The organism is Pseudomonas vlassakiae (assembly GCF_014269035.2).
Lineage (GTDB): Bacteria > Pseudomonadota > Gammaproteobacteria > Pseudomonadales > Pseudomonadaceae > Aquipseudomonas > Aquipseudomonas vlassakiae.
Genome location: NZ_JABWRP020000011.1, coordinates 168,180 through 189,075, shown reverse-complemented (window position 1 = coordinate 189,075; position 20,896 = coordinate 168,180). Strand labels below are relative to the sequence as shown.

Annotated in this window: 16 protein-coding genes; 10 read left to right on the top strand and 6 right to left on the bottom strand. The window is 63.4% G+C overall.

Annotated elements, in window-relative coordinates:
• Nucleotides 1–26 precede the first annotated feature (26 nt).
• The 5 genes from HU738_RS16155 (at nucleotide 27) to HU738_RS16135 (ending at nucleotide 5,556) form a co-directional block, all read left to right on the top strand.
• Nucleotides 27–665 (top strand): tetratricopeptide repeat protein, encoded by a 639-nt coding sequence (locus HU738_RS16155; RefSeq protein ID WP_054887573.1) that lies wholly within the window; start codon nucleotides 27–29, stop codon nucleotides 663–665.
• Nucleotides 666–1,808, top strand: coding sequence for an outer membrane protein assembly factor BamB (gene bamB, locus HU738_RS16150; protein WP_176510057.1), 1,143 nt, complete (start codon nucleotides 666–668; stop codon nucleotides 1,806–1,808).
• Nucleotides 1,809–1,925: 117 nt separating this feature from the next.
• The gene (der, locus tag HU738_RS16145) at nucleotides 1,926–3,389 is read left to right on the top strand and encodes a ribosome biogenesis GTPase Der (RefSeq protein WP_054887575.1); all 1,464 of its coding nucleotides are present in this window, start codon (nucleotides 1,926–1,928) and stop codon (nucleotides 3,387–3,389) included.
• Nucleotides 3,390–3,628: 239 nt separating this feature from the next.
• Complete coding sequence (locus HU738_RS16140) at nucleotides 3,629–4,777, top strand: pyridoxal phosphate-dependent aminotransferase (protein WP_186603567.1); 1,149 nt, start codon at nucleotides 3,629–3,631, stop codon at nucleotides 4,775–4,777.
• A complete protein-coding gene (locus tag HU738_RS16135; protein ID WP_176508738.1) occupies nucleotides 4,765–5,556 on the top strand; it encodes an amidohydrolase in 792 nt (263 codons plus the stop codon). The genes HU738_RS16140 and HU738_RS16135 overlap by 13 nt, the downstream gene beginning before the upstream one ends.
• A 111-nt stretch (nucleotides 5,557–5,667) precedes the next feature.
• On the opposite strand, the gene HU738_RS16130 is transcribed toward HU738_RS16135, so the two are convergent.
• The gene (locus HU738_RS16130) at nucleotides 5,668–8,223 is read right to left on the bottom strand and encodes a PepSY domain-containing protein (RefSeq protein WP_186603568.1); all 2,556 of its coding nucleotides are present in this window, start codon (nucleotides 8,221–8,223) and stop codon (nucleotides 5,668–5,670) included.
• Nucleotides 8,224–8,325: 102 nt separating this feature from the next.
• Entirely contained in the window at nucleotides 8,326–10,638 is a 2,313-nt protein-coding gene (locus HU738_RS16125) for a TonB-dependent receptor (protein WP_186603615.1), read from the bottom strand.
• Nucleotides 10,639–10,854: 216 nt separating this feature from the next.
• On the opposite strand from HU738_RS16125, the gene HU738_RS16120 reads away from it, so the two are divergent.
• Both HU738_RS16120 and HU738_RS16115 read left to right on the top strand, forming a co-directional pair.
• Nucleotides 10,855–11,535: a Fe2+-dependent dioxygenase gene (locus HU738_RS16120; RefSeq protein WP_054887579.1), complete on the top strand. Its 681-nt coding sequence runs from the start codon at nucleotides 10,855–10,857 to the stop codon at nucleotides 11,533–11,535.
• 3 nt (nucleotides 11,536–11,538) lie between these two features.
• Nucleotides 11,539–12,288, top strand: a complete 750-nt coding sequence (locus HU738_RS16115) for a tetratricopeptide repeat protein (protein WP_186603569.1) — start codon at nucleotides 11,539–11,541, stop codon at nucleotides 12,286–12,288.
• Nucleotides 12,289–12,360: 72 nt separating this feature from the next.
• Here HU738_RS16115 and HU738_RS16110 read toward each other — a convergent pair whose 3' ends face one another.
• Nucleotides 12,361–13,524, bottom strand: coding sequence for a type III PLP-dependent enzyme (locus tag HU738_RS16110; RefSeq protein ID WP_054887581.1), 1,164 nt, complete (start codon nucleotides 13,522–13,524; stop codon nucleotides 12,361–12,363).
• A 506-nt stretch (nucleotides 13,525–14,030) separates the two neighbouring features.
• Between HU738_RS16110 and HU738_RS16105 the strand changes: the two genes are divergently transcribed.
• The 3 genes from HU738_RS16105 to HU738_RS16095 all read left to right on the top strand — a co-directional run bounded on the left by HU738_RS16105 (nucleotide 14,031) and on the right by HU738_RS16095 (nucleotide 18,036).
• Nucleotides 14,031–14,519, top strand: coding sequence for a sigma-70 family RNA polymerase sigma factor (locus tag HU738_RS16105; protein WP_186603570.1), 489 nt, complete (start codon nucleotides 14,031–14,033; stop codon nucleotides 14,517–14,519).
• A 17-nt stretch (nucleotides 14,520–14,536) separates the two neighbouring features.
• A complete protein-coding gene (locus tag HU738_RS16100; RefSeq protein ID WP_186603571.1) occupies nucleotides 14,537–15,499 on the top strand; it encodes a FecR family protein in 963 nt (320 codons plus the stop codon).
• A 107-nt stretch (nucleotides 15,500–15,606) separates the two neighbouring features.
• Nucleotides 15,607–18,036: a TonB-dependent siderophore receptor gene (locus HU738_RS16095; protein WP_186603572.1), complete on the top strand. Its 2,430-nt coding sequence runs from the start codon at nucleotides 15,607–15,609 to the stop codon at nucleotides 18,034–18,036.
• 139 nt (nucleotides 18,037–18,175) lie between these two features.
• Here the strand turns inward: HU738_RS16095 and HU738_RS16090 are convergent, their stop codons facing one another.
• The 3 genes from HU738_RS16090 to HU738_RS16080 are packed head-to-tail and all read right to left on the bottom strand — an operon-like array spanning nucleotide 18,176 to nucleotide 20,894.
• Complete coding sequence (locus HU738_RS16090) at nucleotides 18,176–19,333, bottom strand: osmoprotectant ABC transporter ATP-binding protein OsmV (RefSeq protein WP_186603573.1); 1,158 nt, start codon at nucleotides 19,331–19,333, stop codon at nucleotides 18,176–18,178.
• Nucleotides 19,330–19,983, bottom strand: a complete 654-nt coding sequence (locus HU738_RS16085) for an ABC transporter permease (protein WP_054901077.1) — start codon at nucleotides 19,981–19,983, stop codon at nucleotides 19,330–19,332. Before HU738_RS16085 ends, HU738_RS16090 begins: the two co-directional genes overlap by 4 nt.
• Entirely contained in the window at nucleotides 19,980–20,894 is a 915-nt protein-coding gene (locus HU738_RS16080) for a glycine betaine ABC transporter substrate-binding protein (RefSeq protein ID WP_186603574.1), read from the bottom strand. Before HU738_RS16080 ends, HU738_RS16085 begins: the two co-directional genes overlap by 4 nt.
• Between the last annotated feature and the right edge of the window lie 2 nt (nucleotides 20,895–20,896).

The window sequence follows — 20,896 nt, the reverse complement described above, 5'->3', positions numbered from 1 at the left end:
GCGAATAGGCGAAAAGGAGTATTGGGGTGTCGAGTACCGATGATGAACTGGCAGGGGTCAAGGACTGGTGGAACCGCAACGGCAAGCCGCTGCTGACCGGTGCCCTGCTGGCTGGCGTGGTGGTGTTGGGCTGGAATACCTGGCACAAGTACCAGAGCAACCAGTCGCAAGGTGCCTCGCAGCTGTATCAGGCCCTGCTTGAGACCAGCCTGACGCCGAATGGCCAGCCAGACGCAACCAAGGTCGCGGAGCTGGCCGGCAAACTCAAGAGCGAGTTCGGCGGTACTGCGTACGCCCAGTACGGCAGCCTGTTCGTGGCCAAGGTCGCGGTCGAGAGCGGCAAGCTCGACGACGCTGCTGCCGAGCTGAAAAGCGTGCTGGACAAGCCGGCCGATGTCACCCTGGGCGAAATCTCGCGCCAGCGCCTGGCACGCGTGCTCGCCGCCCAGAACAAGGCCGAAGAAGCCCTCAAGCTGCTCGACGGTGATGCCGACAAGGCATTCCTGGCCAGCCGTGAGGAACTGAAAGGTGATCTGCTGGTGCAGTTGGGTCGTGGCGACGATGCCCACAGTGCCTACGAGAAAGCCAAGGCCGCGCTGTCTGATGAAGCAGCAGTCGGTGGCCTGCAACTGAAGCTGGATGACCTGGCCAAAGGGGACGCGTAAGTGATCGGTTGGAAACAAGCAGCAGTGCTGACCCTGGCCGTGCTGGCCGCAGGTTGCAGCAGCAACAGCAAGAAGGAACTGCCTCCGGCCGAGCTGACCAAGTTCACCGAGGAAGTGGTGCTGAAGAAGCAGTGGAGCCGTTCGATCGGTGACGGCCAGGGTGAAACCTACAACACCCTGGTTCCGGCGATCGAGAACGACCGTATCTACGCCTCCGACGTCAACGGTGAAGTCTTCGCCCTCGACCGCATCACCGGTGACGTGGTGTGGAAGAAGGACCTCGAGCTGCCGGTCTCCGGCGCTGTCGGCGTAGGCTACGGCCTGGTGATGCTCGGCACCCTCAAGGGTGAAGTCATCGCGCTGGATTCCAGCACGGGTGAAGAGCGCTGGCGCTCGCGTGTTACCAGTGAAGTGCTGGCGCCACCGGCCAACAACGGTGACGTTGTGGTGGTACAGACCCAGGACGACCGCCTGATCGGACTGGATGCCGCTACCGGCGACCGCCGCTGGATCTACGAAAACACCCCGGCGGTGCTGACCCTGCGTGGTACCGGCGCGCCGATCGCCACCAACCGTCTGGCCGTGGCCGGCCTGTCCACCGGCAAGGTGGTGGCGGTGGACATCAACAACGGCGTGCCGGTGTGGGAGAGCCGCGTGGCCATCCCGCAGGGCCGTTCCGAACTGGACCGCGTGGTCGACATCGACGGCGGGTTGCTGCTGTCTGGTGGTACCCTGTACGTCAGCACCTACCAAGGCCGCGTAGCGGGCCTGGACCTGGAAAGCGGCCGCGTGCTGTGGCAGCGCGATGCTTCCAGCTATGTGGGTGTCGCCCAGGGCTACGGTAACGTCTATGTCAGCGAGGCCACCGGTACCGTTGAAAGTGTCGACGAGCGCTCTTCCAGCGCCCTGTGGACCAACGACTCCATGGCTCGCCGTCAGCTGACCGCGCCTGAAGTGTTCTCCAGCTATGTGGCTGTGGGGGACTTCGAGGGTTACCTGCACCTGCTGAGCCAGGTCGATGGCCGCTTCGTCGGCCGTGAGCGTATCGACAGCGATGGCCTGCGCGCCCGCCCACTTGTGGTCGGCGACACCATCTACGTCTTTGGCAACAGCGGCAAGCTCGAGGCACTGACCATCCGCTGAAGCTATGCTTGGAGCCTTGGCGGGCTTCAGGCCGCGGCGTAGGACACGCCGCCCGAACTCCGGCCGCTGCCTTGCAGCGGCCTTTGCATTTTCAAGAATTCAAGAGTGGAGAGCCGCATGGTTCCCGTAATCGCCCTGGTGGGCCGCCCGAACGTCGGCAAATCCACCATGTTCAACCGCCTGACCAAGACCCGCGATGCCATCGTCGGTGACTTGTCGGGCCTGACCCGTGATCGCCAGTACGGTGATGCCACCTGGCAGGGTCGTTCCTTCATCCTCATCGACACCGGCGGTATCACCGGTGACGAAGTGGGCATGGACGAGAAGATGGCCGAGCAGTCGCTGATGGCCATCGAGGAAGCCGACTACGTGCTGTTCCTGGTCGACGCCCGCGCCGGCATGACCGCCGCCGACCAGATGATTGCCGAGCACCTGCGCAAGCGCAACAAGTCGGCCATCCTGGTCGCCAACAAGATCGACAACATCGACGCCGACGTCGCCCGCGCCGAGTTCTCGCCGTTGGGCATGGGCAATGCCATTCCGGTAGCCGGCTCCCAGGGCCGTGGCATCAACGCGCTGATGGAGGCGGTACTCGGCCACATCCCGCGTGACCAGGTCGAGGAAGCGCTGGACGCTGAAGTCGCCGAAGGCGAGGAAGCGGTACGCATCCCAGGCCCAAGCGAGAAAGATGGCATCAAGATCGCCATCATCGGCCGCCCGAACGTGGGCAAGTCGACCCTGGTCAACCGCATGCTCGGCGAAGAGCGCGTGGTGGTGTACGACCAGCCGGGCACCACCCGCGACAGTATCTACATCCCGTTCGAGCGTGATGACGAAAAGTACACCTTCATCGACACCGCTGGCGTGCGCAAGCGCGGCAAGATCCACGAGGAAGTCGAGAAATTCTCGGTGGTGAAGACCCTGCAGGCGATCAAGGACGCCAACGTGGTGATCTTCGTCATGGATGCCCGCGAAGGTGTGGTCGACCATGATCTCAACCTGCTGGGCTTCGCCCTGGAAGCCGGCCGCGCCATCGTCATCGCCCTGAACAAGTGGGATGGCATGGAGTCGGGTGAACGCGACTACGTGAAGACCGAGCTGGAGCGCCGGCTGTTCTTCGTCGACTTCGCCGACATCCACTTCATCTCGGCCCTGCACGGCACGGGCGTGGGCCACCTGTACAAGTCGGTACAGGCCGCGTTCAAGTCAGCGGTCACCCGCTGGCCGACCAGCCGCCTGACGCAGATCCTCGAAGATGCCGTGAGCGAGCACCAGCCACCGCTGGTCAACGGTCGCCGCATCAAGCTGCGCTATGCCCACCTCGGTGGTGCCAACCCGCCGCTGATCGTGATCCACGGCAACCAGACCGACAAGATTCCGAAGTCGTACTCGCGTTACCTGGAGAACACCTACCGCCGCGTGCTGAAGCTGGTCGGTACGCCGATCCGCATCGAGTACAAGGGCGGTGAGAACCCGTACGAGGGCAAGAAGAACACCCTCACCGATCGCCAGGTCAACAAGAAGCGCCGGCTGATGTCGCACCACAAGAAGGCCGAGAAGAAGCGCCGCGACAAGCGCTGATTCTGCGGTAACTTCTTCGCGGCGGTTCGACGCCTCGATGAACCCGCGCCCGCAGGACTGCACAGTATTCGGATCTGTGAAGTCTCTGTGGGAGCGGGTTCATCGAGGCGTCGAACCGCCGCGAAGAGGCCCGTTGATCCAGCGCAATCCCTCTGTTGTTTCAACCTTTTTCCTGACCGCTCGATCCGCTATGCTCGGACTCCACCCCGTGCCGGATACACCCCAGGAAAGAGGGCTCCATGATCCGCAGCAAACTGCCGAATGTCGGCACGACCATCTTCACCACCATGTCCCAGCTCGCCATGCAGACCGGCGCGCTCAACCTGTCCCAAGGCTTTCCCGACTTCAATGCCCCGCAGGCGTTGCTCGATGCAGTCGGCCGGCATGTCGCCGCCGGGCATAACCAGTATTCGCCGATGACCGGCCTGCCGGCCCTGCGCCAACAGGTGGCGGCCAAGGTCGCGCGGCTGTACGGCGCGCAGGTGGATGCCGATCAGGAGGTGACCATCACCCCGGGCGCCACCGAGGCGATTTTCTGTGCCATCCAGGCTTTGATCCACACCGGTGACGAGGTGATCGTCTTCGACCCTTGCTACGACAGCTACGAGCCGTCGGTGGAACTGGCGGGCGGGCGCTGCGTGCATGTGCAACTGAGCGACGGCGACTTCCGCATCGACTGGCAGAAGTTCAGCAATGCCTTGAGCCCACGCACGCGCATGGTCATCCTCAATTCGCCGCACAACCCCAGTGGCGCGCTGATCAGCCGCGAAGACCTGGACCAACTGGCCAGTCTGATCGCCGATCGCGACATCTGTCTGGTCAGCGACGAAGTCTACGAGCACCTGGTCTACGACGGTGTGCGCCATGCCAGTGTGTTGGCCCACGAGCAGCTGTATTCACGGGCGTTCGTCGTCAGCTCGTTTGGCAAGACCTACCACGTCACTGGCTGGAAGACCGGTTACGTGATTGCGCCGCCGGCCTTGAGCGCCGAACTGCGCAAGGTGCATCAATACGTCAATTTCTGTGGCGTGACACCGCTGCAATGCGCCCTGGCCGACTTCATGGCCGAGCACCCGGAACACATCGACGAACTGCCGGGCTTCTACCAGGCCAAGCGCGACCTGTTCTGCGACCTGCTCGAAGGCTCGCGTTTCAGCTTTACCCGCACGGCGGGCACCTATTTCCAGCTGGTCGACTATTCGCAGATCCGCCCGGACCTGAACGATGTCGATATGGCTCTGTGGCTCACCCGTGAACATGGCGTGGCGACCATTCCGGTGTCGGTGTTCTACCAGCAACCCATCCCCGAGCAACGCCTGGTACGCCTGTGCTTTGCCAAACGTGAGGAGACGCTGCGTCAGGCAGCGGAAAAACTATGCGCGATCTGAGTGCACTGCCCAACCTGAAAGTCGCCCTGGTCCAGACCACGCTGGCCTGGCATGACCGTGAGGCCAACTACGCGCATTTCGAGGTGCTGCTGGACCAGGCCCGCGGCAGCGATCTGGTGGTTCTGCCCGAGATGTTCACCACGGGTTTTTCCATGCAGTCGGAAACCCTGTGCGAGCCTGAGAACGGCCCGACCTACAAATGGCTCAAGGCCCAGGCCAAGCGTATCGACGCGGTGATCACCGGCAGCGTGATCATCCAGGCCGCCGACGGCAGCCACCGCAACCGCTTGCTGTGGGCGCGGCCGGATGGCGAAATCCTGCATTACGACAAGCGTCACCTGTTCCGCATGGCGGGGGAGCACAAGCATTACACCCCCGGTGAGCGCCAGGTGCAGTTCGAGATCAAGGGCTGGCGGGTGCGCCCGCTGATCTGCTATGACCTGCGCTTCCCGGTGTGGAGTTGTGATGCCCAGGACACGGACCTGCTGCTGTATACCGCCAACTGGCCGGCAGCGCGGCGCCAGCACTGGAACCGCCTGCTGCCAGCGCGGGGCATCGAGAACCTGTGCTACGTGGCGGCGGTGAACCGGGTGGGGACCGACGGCAAGGGCTTCGCCTATTCTGGCGACAGCCAGGTGCTGGACTTCCAGGGTGAGAGCCTGCTCAGTGCAGGCGAGGCAGACGGGGTGTTCACTGCGGTGCTGAGCGCGGCGGAACTGGCGGCGTACCGCACCAAGTTCCCGGCCAACCTGGATGCCGATACCTTCGAGCTGCATTGATAGCCTGTACAGCCTCTTCGCGGATAAATCCGCTCCTACAGGGGACCCTCTGCCCTTGTAGGGAGCGGATTTATCCGCGATGAGGCCGGTGCCGGTTACATCAATACCTGATCAGAACACATCCCGCCGATACCGCCCATCCTCGATCAGTTGCTGTACCGTTGCTTCCCCAAGCATGCCGTTGAGCGCCGCATCCACGCCTGCCGCCATCCCTTGCAAGCTGCCGCAGACATACACGCAAGCCCCATCAGCCACCCAGCGCTTGAACTCCTCGGCGTGCTGCAGCAGTACATCCTGCACATAAACCTTCTCGGCCTGATCCCGCGAGAACGCCAGGTCCAGCCGCGCCAGGTCGCCGCTGTCGAGCCAGCCCTGCAGCTCTGCGCCGCACAACAGGTCATGCGCCCGGTTGCGCTCGCCGAACAGCAACCAGTTGCGTTGCTCGCCCGCATTGACCCGCGCCCGGATCAGGCTGCGCAGGCCGGCCAGGCCGGTACCGTTGCCGATCAGGATCATCGGTGCCGCGGCCTCAGGCAGGTGGAAACCGCTGTTGCGGCGCAAGCGCAGGCTCAAGGTGCCCTGGAGCGGCAGGTACTCGGTCAGCCAGCCGGACCCGAGGCCGAGGCTGCCGTCGGCATGGCGCTCCTGGCGCACGATCAGCTCCAGCACGCCATCGCTGGCGATGGACGCGATCGAGTACTCGCGGCTGCCGATCGGTACCAATGCATCGACCAGCGCCTGCGCATGCAGGCCGAGCAGGTGATCGCGACGGCTTGGCAACTGGCGGCCAGCCAGCGCCTGGCGCAAGGTTTGCTGCAGGCCATCGACGTGCACGACGGCGTTGGCGTCGAGTGCCATGCCGTCGAGGAACGCATCGATCCGTGGCTGGCCATTGAGCGGCAGGACCTCCACCAGGTCACCGGCTTCCCAGCTCGCGGGTTGCTCGGGCCGCAGCCCGAGCAGGTAGACCGGCTGGCCTTGGCTGCCAGGGTTGAGCAGCGCGCGTTGCACCAGCGTCCAGTTGCCGAAACTCGGTGGCTGCCAGGCGCTGACAGGCTGCGCACCGGTCAGTTGCGCCAGTTCCTGTTGCCACTGCTGCAAGGCGGCCTGGTCGGCGTTGTCCACTTCCACCGGGCTGAATGCGCTGCTTGCGCCGCGCTCGCCAAGCCACGCCTGCAGGCGCCGGGCGAAGCCACAGAAGTGCGGATACTGGCGGTCGCCAAGGGCGAGCAGGGCATAGTTGAGGTGGTTCAGTGCCCAGGGTTGGCCCAGGACTTTGCGTTCGAAGCCGCGGGCGCTGTCGGGCGCTTCGCCGTCTCCGAAGGTGCTGACCACGAACAGCGCGCGGCGGGCCTGAAGCAGGTCGTGTTCACCTACATCGGCCAAGGCGCGCACCTGTACCGGCAAGCCGGCGGCCTGCAGTTGCCCGGCGCTCTGCCAGGCCAGTTGCTCGGCGAAGCCGCTCTGACTGGCGAAGCCGATCAGCCAGCTGTCGCCGCTGGCCTGGCTGCTGTCTACGGTACCGCGAGCGGCGCGTACCTGGCGCTTCTTGCGGCGGCGGTCGAGGTACAGCAGCCAGCCGGTCACGAAGAACAGCGGCATGGTCAGGCTGGCCAGGGTGACGATGATGCGACCCGGCAGGCCGAAGTATTCGCCAACGTGCAGGGCGTAGACGCTCTGCAGCAGCTGGGCCTTGAAGGACTTGTCGCTGTAGCGGTCCTGGCTTTTCACCTGGCCACTGGCCGGGTCGAGCACCAGGGTGTTGAACGCGCGCGGGTGGGCGGCGCCTTCGAGCAGGTAGAACAGATTGGCCGGCTGGCCACCTGCCGGCGGCAGACGCAGGTTGTACAGGGCCAGGCCTGGGCCGGCGGCGTCCTTCAGGTTGGCCCAGATGGCGTCGTAGTCGACCACCAGTGGCGGCGCGTTCTTGTCGATCTTGGGCGGCCCATGGCGGCCACGGCCTTCGCTACGCTTTTGTTGCTGCCCGGCAGCGGGTTGGTCAGCCAGCAGTTTGTTCAGGCCCGAGCGGTACCATTCGTAGGACCAGAACAGCCCGGTCAATGCGAACAGCAGGTAGAACAGCAGGCACCAGGTACCGGCCACGGCGTGCAGGTCCCAGTTGAAGGCGCGGCCTTTCCTGGCCCAGTCGAACGTCAGCCAGGTGCGCCAGTTCAGCGCCTTGCGTGGCCAGCGCAGGTACAGGCCGGACAGGCAGAAGAACACCAGCATCAGGGTACAGGCCCCGGTGATCTGCCGGCCAGTGTCGCCCATGGCGAGGAAGCGGTGAAGGGTCAGCATCAGGTTGAAGAAGCCTTGCCCAGCCGCATCACCCTTGAGTTCGCCGGTATATGGGTCGGCATAGCGCAGCGCGCCGCGGCGCTCGCCCGGTGGCGGGGTGAAGAACACCCGCGCGGCGTTGCCTTCGCGCACGTCGACCCACAGCATCGACACCTTGTCGCCCTGCTCGGCCTCGACCCGGCGCACCAGTTCGCCCATTGGCAGGACGCCTTCGGCGCGTACCTCGACCTTGAGCACATCGGCGTTGAAGGTGCGCAACAGCTCTTCCTGGAACGAGTACAGCGCACCAGTGATGCCCATCAATGCCAGCACCAGCCCGGCGGTGATGCCAAACAACCAGTGCAGTTGGAACAGCGTTTTCTTCACCACATCCATCACCTTGTGTTGCTGCCGCGGACCGCAGGGCGGGCATTATGCCTTGATACGCAAAAGCCCCGCTCACAGGTATGAACGGGGCTCGGCGGTGTTGCGTCAGAAGTGGACGCTGGTGGTCAACAGTGCAGTCCGCCCGGCCGCCTGGTTGGCGAAGTGGGTGGAGAAGGCCTTGTCGTAGTACACCTTGTCCGTCAGGTTCTGCACGTTGAGCTGCAGGTCGACGTTCTTGGTCAACTTGTAAGCGGCCATGGCGTCATAGCGGACATAGCTGTCGACCATGGTGGTGTTGGCCACGCTGCCGTACACGTCATCCACATAGAACGCACCGCCACCGACGGTCAGCTTCGGCGTGATGGAATAGGTTGTCCACAGGCTGGCGCTGTTGTTCGGCGTGTTCGGCAGCTGGTTGCCGTCATTGGCCGCGCCCAGCGGGCCGCCGTCGATCTGGCGCGCTTCCATGTAGGTGTAGCCGGCGAACACTTGCCACTTGTCGGTGATCTTGCCGCTGGCGGACAGCTCGATACCCTGCACGCGGGTTTCGCCGACGTTCTCGTAGGTGGTGGTGTTTACCTGGACGCGCGCGTTTTCTTTCTCGGTACGGAACAGTGCCGCAGCCAGGGACAGGCGTTCGTTGAACAGGTCCCACTTGGTACCGATTTCGTAGTTGGTGGTTTCTTCCGGCTCCATGTCGCTGGAGAGCAGGTTGCCGCTGCGGTCGGTGGTGTTGCCCAGCGGGTTGCCTTCCATGCCTTCGCCGAGGTAGGCCCCCGGCGGGGTGGCCGAGGTAGCGTAGGACACATAGATGCTGCCGTTGTCGGCCGGTTTCCACACCAGGCCCAGCTGGCCGGTGATGAACTCACTGGTGTCCTTGCCCTTGGAGACGATGCCCTTGGAACTTACCGCAGTGCTGCCGTTGGCGTTGTAGCCACGGTACTGGGTGTCGAAGTGGTCGTAACGCAGGCCCATGTTCAGCAGCCACTGTGGCGACAGTTCGAGGGTATCGAACACGTAGATGGCCCGGGTGTTGCTCTTGGTGTTGGTGCCGGCATAGTTGCGCGAGATGGCACCGTTCCACGGATCATCCGGGTTCGGGTTGCTCAGCGAGGTGCAGTTGTAGCCGCTGGTGGCACCGATCATGCCTGGGGTGCAATTGGTGTTCGCTGCGCCACCTGGGACGGTGTCAGTGTCAACGTTGTAGGTTTCGCGATCGCTTTCTTCGCGGCTCAGCTCGATACCGGTGGAGAAGCTGTTCTTCAGGCCGCCCAGGTAGAATTCGCCGAACAGGTCGGTCTGGTTGGTGGTGGTGGAAGTGTTGCCAACGCGGGTGTTGGCGCGGCGCCAGACGCTGCCATTGTTGACGTTGCCCTTGCTGTCGTCGGGCTGGGTCAGGATGTAGTCCTGCATGCTGTTGCCGTGACGGAAGGTGTTCTTGATGGTCAGCGCATCGGTCAGGTCGTGCTCGATGGCGAAGGTGGCGATGTCGACACGGGTCTTGCGGAAGTCGCGGTCGGTCAGGCCGTAGAAATTGTCGCTGTCGCCACCGTCGTTCGGCTTGCTCGGGTGAGCCGAGGTACGCGCTGCGCTGCCAGCGGTCGGAATGCTGTACGGAATACCCGAGTCCGGCAGGTCGTCGCTTTCCAGGTGGTAGTAATCGAGGTTGACGCGGGTCGCGGTGCCCAGGCCGAAGGCCAGCGACGGGGCGATACCCCAGCGGTCGTAATTGACCTTGTCACGGCCGGCGACGTTGCTTTCGTGGGTCATCAGGTTCAGGCGGCCGGCAACGGTGTCGCTGAACTGGTAGTTGCCATCGAAGGTATAGCGCTGGGTCTGGTCGCTGCCCCAGGTCCAGGCGCCGTCGAGCGAGTTGCCCAGGTGTGCGCGCTTGCTCACCAGGTTGATGGTGCCGCCGGCAGCGCCGCGGCCGCCAATGGCCGAGTTCGGGCCCTTGGCCACTTCGACCGATTCGACGGCAAAGATTTCGCGGGTCTGGGCGCCCGTGTCACGCACGCCGTCCAGGTAGGTGTCACCCTGGGCGTCGAAGCCGCGGATGAACGGGCGGTCGCCTTGCGGGTTGCCGCCTTCGCCGGCACCGAAGGTGATGCCGGGCACGGTGCGCAAGGCGTCCTGCAGAGTCAGGGCGTTGGTGTCCTTGATCACTTGCTGCGGGATCACGGTGACCGAGCGCGGGGTGTCTACCAGCGGGGCGGTGTACTTCTGCGAGGAGGCCCTTTCGACCTTGTAATCGGTGCTGGCCTGCTCAGCCTTGCCATTGACGCTGGTGGCGTCGAGGGTGATGGCGGTGCTGGCGGCCGGATCAGCGGCATAGGCGCCGGACGCGCTGAAGGCGACACCGATGGCTGTGACGATCAGGCGTGGTGAGCTCACTGCAGATGGTACGTGACGCATTATTGAAGGCCTTCCCCAAGGTGTGAAGGCGGCGGATGTTAATGTAAGGATTTGTAAGGCACAATTGAGACTCGTTACCATTCGCTATAAATTTACAATCTTTACATATTCTCTTTACGGTTTATGGACGCTGAATCGTCTAAGGCATGCCAAGGGCTTTGCATCGCAAAAGGGAATCAATATCATTGACGCTTTACAGATCTTAACGGTGCCGCCGCCATGCTGCTTCATATCCCAGGGTTGTTCGACGCCGATGAGCTGGCGCGCATCCGCGAGGCACTGGCGCAAACCGACTGGGCCGATGGCAAGGTCACGGCCGGTTACCAGTCGGCCAAGGCCAAGCACAACCTGCAACTGCCGGAAGGGCACCCGCTGGCCAAGGAAATCGGTAGCGCCCTGATCGATCGCTTGTGGCAGACCCCGCGTTTCATGTCGGCGGCCTTGCCGCACAAGGTGTTCCCGCCGCTGATCAACTGCTACCGCGAAGGCGGCAACTTCGGTTTCCACATCGACAACGCCCTGCGCCAGCCCAAGGGTAGCCCGGAGCGGGTGCGCACCGACCTGTCCTCGACCCTGTTCCTCAGCGAACCGGACAGCTACGACGGTGGCGAACTGGTGATTCAGGACACCTACGGCGTGCAGCAGGTCAAGCTGGCAGCCGGTGACCTGGTGCTGTACCCGGGCACCAGCCTGCACAAGGTCAACCCGGTAACCCGTGGCGTGCGCTACGCGGCGTTCTTCTGGACCCAGAGCCTGGTGCGCGAGGACAGCCAGCGGGCGTTGCTGTTCGAGATGGACAATGCCATCCAGCAACTGACCGCCGATGTGCCGGACCACCCGTCCTTGCTGCAGCTGACCGGCACCTACCACAACCTCCTGCGCCGCTGGGCCGAGGTCTGAGCCGTGTCCTATCAGCTGCGTCGTGAAGAAGTGGTGGATGCTGCCGGCCTGCAGGCGATGCTCGAACACAGCCCCGGCAAGGCGGCCCAGGCGATCCTGGCGGCGGCGGGGGAGGGCATGGTCGAGGCGCAACTGCTGCTCGGGCAGATCCTGCTCGATGGCCGTGGCATCGAGCAGGATGCCGGCGTCGCCCGGCGCTGGTTCGGCATTGCGGCCCAGGGCGGCAGTGCCATGGCGCACAACATGCTTGGGCGTTGCCTGGAGCATGGCTGGGGTGGCGCTGTTGATCCGTCGCTGGCCGCCATCCACTACGCCCGTGCGGCGGATGCTGGTCTGGACTGGGGCCTGTACAACCTCGGCAACCTGCTGGCCACCGGGCGCGGGTTGCCGGCCAACCAGGCGCAGGCACTGGCCTGTTACGAAAAGGCTGCGCAGATGGGCCATGCCAAGTCGATGAACCTGTACGGGCGCTACCTGGAGCATGGCATTGCCACCGCGCCGAGCCCGGTGCGGGCGGTGCGCTGGTATCGGCGTTCGGCCGAGGCGGGGGATTTTCGCGGGATGTTCAGCTTGGCGATGGTGCTGATCGAACGGGGCGAAGTGGCCGAGGCCGGGACCTGGCTGGAGAAAGCCAAGGTTGAAGGTAACCTGAACTTCCTGCGCAGCGCCCTGGTGACTTTGCAGGGGGCGGGGCCGGTGTTGATGGCTTTTGCCGCAAGCTATGCCGAAGAGCTGGAACGGCGCAAAGCCTGATATGGCCTGTACCGGCCATTTTGCGGATACAGCAGCACAAATGAAAACGGGGCCTTTCGGCCCCGTTTCGCATTACAGGTAGTAAGCCTTCAGCGGCGGGAAGCCGTTGAATTCCACTGCGCTGTAGCTGGTGGTGTAGGCACCGGTCGACAGCCAGTACAGGCGGTCACCGATGGCCAGGTTCAACGGCAGGCCGTACTTGTAGTTCTCGTACATGATGTCGGCGCTGTCGCAGGTCGGGCCGGCGATGACCACTTCTTCGGCTTCGCCTTTCTTCTCGGTCCAGATCGGAAACTTGATGGCTTCGTCCATGGTTTCGATCAGGCCGGAGAACTTGCCCACGTCGGTGTAGATCCAGCGCTCGACGGCGGTGCGCGACTTGCGTGCGACCAGCACCACTTCGCTGACCAGGATACCGGCGTTGGCGATCAGCGAACGGCCTGGCTCGAGGATGATTTCCGGCAGGTCGTCACCGAAGTCTTCCTTGAGGAAGCGGATGATCTCCTCGGCGTAGGTCTCGAGGCTGTTGGTACGGGTGATGTAGTTGGCCGGGAAGCCGCCACCCATGTTGATCAGCTTCAGCTCGATGCCGTCTTCTTCCTTCAGGCGCTCGAAGATCACCTTGACCTTGGCAATGGCCGCGTCCCACACGCTGATGTCGCGCTGTTGCGAACCGACGTGGAAGGAAATGCCGTAAGGCACCAGGCCCAGGTCACGGGCAAGGATCAGCAGGTCCATGGCCATGTCGGTCTGGCAGCCGAATTTGCGCGACAGCGGCCAGTCGGCAGTGGTCGAGCCCTCGGTGAGGATACGCACGTACACTTTCGAGCCCGGTGCGGCCTTGGCGATGTTGCGCAGGTCGGCTTCCGAGTCGGTGGCATACAGGCGCACGCCCTTCTCGTAGAAGTAGCGGATGTCCTTGGATTTTTTGATGGTGTTGCCGTAGCTGATGCGGTCGGCACTGACACCACGGCCCATGACCTTGTCCAGCTCGTAGATCGAGGCGATGTCGAAGCTCGAGCCTTTTTCCTTGAGCAGGTCGATGATCTCGACGGCCGGGTTGGCCTTGACCGCGTAGTACACCTTGGCGAATTCGAAACCCGCACGCAGGTCGTCATAGGCCTGGCTGATCATCTGGGTGTCGATGAGTACGAACGGGGTTTCCTGCTTGTCGGCGAACGCCTTCATTTTCTGGAAGGTGTCACGCGCGAAATAGTCTTCGACCTGGATCGACATGCTCAGGGACTCCATGGGCAAACTGAATGATTAAGTGGCTGCAAACTGAACGTCCTCCGTATCCCCACTTTGGTTCGCCTACTCAGTACTTGAGCCGGATGGATCGTTTCCAGCATGGACGTTCGGCGCGCACTTTAGGGCGTGAAGAATGCAGAATCAACAGGCAATCCCGGTGCGATCGTCGTTGATCGACCCCCTACCCGTTGAATAACCGACTCGCATGACCGGCTGATGTTCCCCGGGGTGTTTCAAGCGTAAAAAATTGTGGAATGGAGCGTTTTGACCCCTGCGCAGGCAAGCCCCTTTTTACAGGCATCAAGCGATTCCCGTGGGGGCGGGCGGGCCCGCGAAAAGGCCTCAGGTGTTCATATTTATGGCCACATTTCCCTGGCACTGCCGTGCATGAAAAACCCCATAAATTTTTTGTTACCGTCGGGCAGATTTGCCGTTATGGATGAGAAACATTACTATTCGCACCCTGAACCGCCTCCCTGACGACCCTGAACGTGTCCGCACACAAAGGCTTCCTCGACCACTACCATGAGCTGATCGGCACCTGGACGCGCAAGTTGCGCAGTCGTCAGCAGGCCGAGGACCTCACGCACGATGCCTTCCTCCGGGTGCTGGAAAACCCGCGCGAACAGGTCGAGCAGCCCCGTGCCTACCTGCACCAGACCGCCCGCAACATCGCCGTGGATGGTTTCCGTCGCGAAGACCGGCGTCAGGCCCTGGAACTGGAAGCGTTCGATGAAGGCGTGGCCAGCAGCGACGATCCGGAAGCCTACGTCCAGGCCCTGGAACTGGCCGACAGCGTCGAGCGGGCGTTAGCCGAGTTGCCGCTGAATTGCCGCCGGGTGTTCATCTGGCAGAAGCTTGAAGGCCTGAGCCAGGCCGAGATCGCCGAGCGCATGGGTTTGACCAAGAACATGGTCGAAAAGTATATGATCCGCACGCTCCGACATCTGCGTGAGCACTTGGATGTGTCGGCACGATGAGTCAGGAGACCATTCCCATGAAACAGCACGGTTCCGAGACCGTCCGTGAGCAGGCGGCCGCATGGTTCGTCCGCATACAGGATGCGCCGCGCGATGCCGCGCTGCAAAAGCAGCTGCGTACCTGGCTGGCTGCCGATCCCAGCCATCGTGTTGAGTACGATGCCCTGGCCACGGTCTGGAGCGCGGCGCAGCTGATCCCCCGCCAGCGCCTCGAAGCGCTGTGCGAGCCGGACCCGATCCCACAGCTGCCGCAACGGCGCCTGCTGCGCCAGGCACTGGCGGCCAGTGTGGCGGTGGTGGCACTGGGGCTGGGCTGGACGGCCTGGCAGCAGCAACAGCTCAATCACCAGGGTCAGCTGCAGACCGCCTTTGGCGAGCGCCGTCAGGTCGAGCTGCCAGATGGTTCGCGCCTTGAACTCAACAGCGCAACCGAGCTGCAGGTCGATTTCAGCCCAGGTCGTCGTCATGTTCAACTGAACGCAGGTGAGGCGATGTTCATCGTCGCCCCTGACCGCAGCCGTCCGTTCGTGGTCGACACCGCCCAAGGCAGCGTGATCGTCACCGGCACCCGTTTCGATGTGCGCCTGGACCCTGCAGCTACCCGGGTGGCGGTCGAACAGGGCTCGGTGCGCGTGCAGGGCCGCGACACTTCGCTGGCGCAACTGGGGGCAGGTCAGGGTTCCTCTATCGATGCGCATGGGCGAGTTGCCGCGCCCCAGGCAGTGGACGCCGCCAAGCTGACCGCCTGGCGTCAGGGCAAGCTGGTGTTCGACAACGCCACCCTCGCCGATGTGGTAGCCGAAGTGTCGCGTTACCGCACCCAGCCTTTGCGCGTGGCACCTGGCAAGGTTGCCCAACTGCGCCTTTCCAGCACCTTCAGCACCGATGACACGGACGCGCTGCTGCGCGCCTTGCCGAGCATCCTGCCGGTGGCGATCAAGGCCCATGAAGACGGTTCCCGCGAAATAGTCGCGAAATAGATTCAGGTTTTTTTCCGCTCGTTCGTCTCCCCCGTCAGCTGCAACTGCCAAGCATTTCCATTTGCATGCGGTTGGCGTTTATTCCTTCTTCCGGATGTTTCGACGACGTGAACAACAACAAACCGTTTCCACGCCTCAGCGCTCTGGCGCTGGCCTTGGCGGTCAGCGCCGTGACCGTGAACGTTCAGGCCGGGCAGGCCGAGCGCACAATCCAGATCCAGGCGCAGCCGTTGGCCTCGGCGCTGAGCCAGTTGGGCCAGCAGACTGACCTGCAGCTGTTCTTCAGCCCCGAACTGGTAGCCGGCAAGCAGGCCCCGGCGGTGTCCGGCAACCTGGCGCCTGAGCAGGCCCTGCAGCAACTGCTGCAGGGCAGCGGCCTGACCTACGAGAAGTCCGAAGACACGGTAGTGGTGAAACCGGCCCAAACTGCCGGCACGCTCACCACCGGCAGCCTGGAGCTGGCGCCTACCGATGTGAAGGTGGTCGGTGACTGGCTGGGTGATGCCGACCAGGCCGTGGTGCAGAACCACCCTGGCGCACGTACCGTGGTACGCCGCGAGGCGATGGAAGAGAAGGGCGCGATGAACGTGCGTGACGTGCTGCGCGGCATCCCGGGGGTGCAGGTGCAGGACAGCAACGGCACCGGTGGCAGTGACCTGTCGCTGAACGTAGGTGTGCGCGGCCTGACCTCGCGGCTGTCGCCGCGCTCGACCGTGCTGATCGACGGCATTCCGGCAGCCTTTGCGCCCTATGGCCAGCCGCAGCTGTCGATGGCACCCATCTCCTCGGGCAACCTCGACAGCATTGACGTGGTGCGCGGTGCGGGCTCTGTGCGTTATGGCCCGCAGAACGTCGGCGGGGTGATCAACTTCGTGACCCGGGCGATTCCCGAAAAGCCGTCGGCTGAACTGTCCACCACGCTGGAAACTTCCCGGCATGGTGGCTGGAAGCACACCGAGTCGGCGTTCGTCGGCGGCACCGCCGACAATGGCATGGGTGTGGCTTTGCTCTATACCGGTGTGAACGGCAATGGCTATCGCGAAAGCAACAACGGCAACGACATCGACGACGTCATCCTCAAGACCCACTGGGCACCGACCGACGTCGATGAGTTCTGGCTCAACTTCCACTACTACGATGGCCGTGCCGACATGCCCGGTGGCCTGACCCAGGCCCAGTACGACAGCAACCCGTACCAGTCGCTGCGCGACTACGATTACTTCGCCGGCCGGCGCAAGGACGTGTCGTTCAAGTGGCAGCGCCAGCTCGACGATGCCACCCAGTTCGAAGTGCTGACCTACTACACCGACAGCTTCCGTGGCAGCGCCATCGCCGCCCGCGACATGAAGACCCTGTCGTCTTACCCGCGCAACTACCACACCTTCGCCATCGAGCCACGGGTGTCGCGGATCTTCTTCGCCGGCCCTACCACCCAGGAAGTCAGTGTCGGCTATCGCTATCTGAAAGAAGCCATGCGCGAGCAGTCGACCCGCCTGGCGCTGATCGACAATGTGCCGACGCCCACGCCGACCTCCGACGGTCACGTGTTCCAGGACCGCAGCGGTGGCACCGAAGCCAGTGCCTACTATATCGATGACAAGATCGATGTCGGCAACTGGACCATTACCCCTGGCATCCGCTTCGAACACATCAATACCGACTGGCGCGACCGCCCGGTGCTCGGTGCCAACGGCCAGCCGGTAGCGGAAAAGAACCGCAGCATCACCAGCAACGAGCCATTGCCGGCGCTGAGCGTGATGTACCACATCTCCGATGCGTGGAAAGTGTTCGCCAACTACGAGACCTCGTTCGGCAGCCTGCAGTACTTCCAGCTGGGCCAGGGCGGCACCGGCAACAGCACGGCCAACGGCCTGGAGCCGGAAAAAGCCAAGACCTATGAGCTGGGGACCCGTTATGACAACGGCGGCTTCGCCGGCGAGCTGACGGCGTTCTACATCGACTTCGATGACGAGCTGCAGTACATCAGCAACGACGTGGGCTGGACCAACCTCGGGGCGACCAGGCACCAGGGCATAGAGGCCTCTGCACGTTATGACCTGGCCGGACTGGATCCGCGCCTGGAGGGGCTGTCGGTGAGCGGTGGCTACACCTATACCCGCGCGACCTATGAAGGGGATATTCCCGGTTTCAAGAGCCGTGACCTGCCGTTCTATTCGCGTCAGGTGGCCACTGCCGGGGTGCGCTACGCGATCAACCGCTGGACCTGGAATCTGGATGCCTACGCCCAGTCCAAGCAGCGTGCGCCAGGGACCGGAATCAATGCCGATGGCAGCTTCAACGGTGATTACATCACCGAGCCGAGTGCCGATGGGCAGTACGGCGATATTCCGGGGTATGTGACCTGGCATGCCCGTGGCGGGTATGAGTTCGGCGCGGACCTGTCCAACCTGAAGCTGGCGGCGGGGGTGAAGAACCTGTTCGACAAGCAGTACTTCACCCGCTCCAGCGACAACAATGCCGGCATCTATGTCGGCGAGCCGCGGACCTTCTATGTGCAGGCCAGTGTAGGGTTCTGATCCGCGATAGCCGGGGCCGCTCTGCGGCCCTTTCGCGACACAAGGCCGCTCCCACATGTACAGCGACAGCTTCCAACTCTGCGCAATACCTGTGGGAGCGGCCTTGTGTCGCGAAAGGGGTGCAAAGCACCCCCTGCGATTAAGAAGCGACCGCCTCAGCCGGCGAGACAATGCTGGTCTTCGCCCCCCGCGATCGCCCCGAGCTCAGGTAAGCCGCAATCGACTCCTGGGTTACCTCACCCAGAAACACCTGTTCGGCGTCCAGCACCGGCAACCAGGCCCGGTTGAACTCGTACATTCGCGACAACAGGATGCGCAGGTGCTCGTCATGCGACGCCGTGGCATTGAACGGCCGCAGGAAATCGCCACAGGTACCTTGCTGGCGGTGCATGTCACGCCGGCGCACATACCCCAGTGCCTTGTTCTGCCCGTCGGTCACCACCACATAGCGACGGTCGTGCTCGTCGAGCAGCTCCAGAGCATCGCTCACCGGCGTCTGCGGGCTCACCGAGGGCGCGTTGTCCGCGGCATCCTCGGCACGTACCAGCAACAGGCGCTTGAGCGTGCTGTCCTGGCCGACGAAGTTGCTCACGAAGTCATCCACCGGGTGCGCCAGCAAGGTATCCGGGTGGTCCAGCTGCAGCAGCTTGCCAGCGCGGAAGATGGCGATCTTGTCACCCAGCTTGATCGCCTCGTCGATGTCATGGCTGACCATGATCACGGTCTTGTTCAGTGCCCGCTGCATCTCGAAGAACTCGTTCTGGATCATCTCGCGGTTGATCGGATCGACCGCGCCGAACGGCTCGTCCATCAGCAGCACCGGCGCTTCTGCGGCCAGCGCCCGGATCACGCCGATGCGCTGCTGCTGGCCACCGGACAGCTCGCGGGGGTAGCGCTGCAGGTACTGCTTGGGTTCGAGCTTGATCATGTGCATCAGCTCGCGGGCGCGCTCGTGGCACTTCTGCTTGTCCCAGCCGAGCAGGCGCGGGACCACGGTGATGTTCTCTTCGATGGTCATGTTGGGGAACAGGCCGATCTGCTGGATCACGTAGCCGATGTGCCGGCGCAGGGTGACTTCGTCCAGCGCGCTGGTGTCTTCGCCATTGATGAACACCTGGCCGGAGGTGGGCGTGATCAGGCGGTTGATCATCTTCAGCGTGGTGCTCTTGCCGCAGCCCGAAGGGCCGAGGAACACGCAGATTTCGCCTTCGTTGACGGTAAGGCTGACCGCGTCGACGGCTTTGACGTCCTTGCCGTTGACGTTGAAGGTTTTGCTGAGGTTCTTGAGTTCGATCATGAGCGCAGTCCTTCTGGAGTCAGGGCACGTTGCAGGGTTTGCAGGAGCAGGTCGGCGATGATCGCCAGCAGGCTGACCAGCACGGCGCCGACCAGCAGCATCGACATGTCGCTGCGGCTGATGGAGGTGAGGATGAGCACGCCCAGGCCGCCAGCGCCGATGGTGGCGGCGATGGTCATGACGCCGATGTTCATCACGACGGCGGTGCGCACGCCAGCGAGGATCACCGGCACCGCGATCGGCAGTTCGACCATGCGCAGGCGCTGGCCGAAGGTCATGCCGATGCCCCGCGCTGCTTCACGAATGCCGGGCTCGACGTTGGTCAGCGCGAGGTAGGTGTTGCGCAGGATCGGCAGCAGTGAGTAGAGGAACACCGCCGTGATCGCCGGCAGCGGCCCGAGGCCCTGGCCGAACTTGGAATAGAACGGCAGCAGCAGGCCGAACAGGGCGATGGAAGGGATGGTCAGCAGCACGGTGGCGCTGGCTTGCAATGGGCCGGCAACAGCCGGGAAGCGCGTCATCAGGATGCCCAGCGGCACGCCGACGATGATCGCCAGGCCCACGGCGACGCCGACCAGCATGATGTGCTGCCAGGTCAGTTGCAGCACCTGGGCCCAGTCGAGGTGGGCGAACGTGTCGAGCAGGCTCATGGCTGTACCTCGCTTTGCAGTGGGTGCTCACGCAGGAAGGCGGCGGCCACCGTGGACGGGTTCTGGTGCTCGACGTCGACCTTGGCATTGAGCTGGCGCATGGTTTCGTCGTCCAGTTGCTCGGCCAGCGGCTTGAGCAGGCCGGCCAGTTTCGGGTTGGCGTCGAGCACCTGTTTGCGCACCACCGGGGCGGCGGTGTAGTCGGGGAAGTAGTGCTTGTCGTCTTCCAGCAGCTTGAGGTTGAACGCGCTCAGGCGGCCGTCGGTGGTGTACACGAGGCCGGCGAACACCTGGTTGTTGTGCATCGCGGTGTAGACCAGGCCGGCATCCATCTGGCGAATGTTGGCGCGGCCCACTTGCAGGTCGTACATCGCCTTGAGGCCGACCAGCCCGTCCGGACGGTTGGCGAACTCGGTGTCCAGTGCCACCAGGTGCTTGCGCTGGCTTTCGTCACGCAGCACCTGGTTGAGATCGCTGATCGTGTTGACCTGTGGATAAGCCTCGGCCACCTGCTTGGGCAAGCCCAGGGCGTAGGTGTTGCTGAACTTCGAGGGGGTCAGCCAGATCAGGTCCTTCTTCGCGTCCAGTTCCTTGACCTTGGCGTAGGTGGCCTCGGCACTGGGCATGCGCTCGTCGATATGGTTGTACGAGACCAGCGATACGCCGGTGTATTCCCACATCAGGTCGAGCTGGCCGGTTTCCTGGGCCTGGCGCGCGATGCTGCTGCCCAGGCCGGAGGTGACACGTACGTCGAAGCCGTTGGCGCGCAGGTACTGCGCGGTGATTTCGGCAAGCACGGTCTGTTCGGTGAACACCCGCGCACCGATGCGGATCAGTGGTTTTTCCGCTGCCTGGGCAAATCCTGCAAACAGCAGGGCCGCACCCAGCAGCAAGGCGATTCTTTTGTTCATGG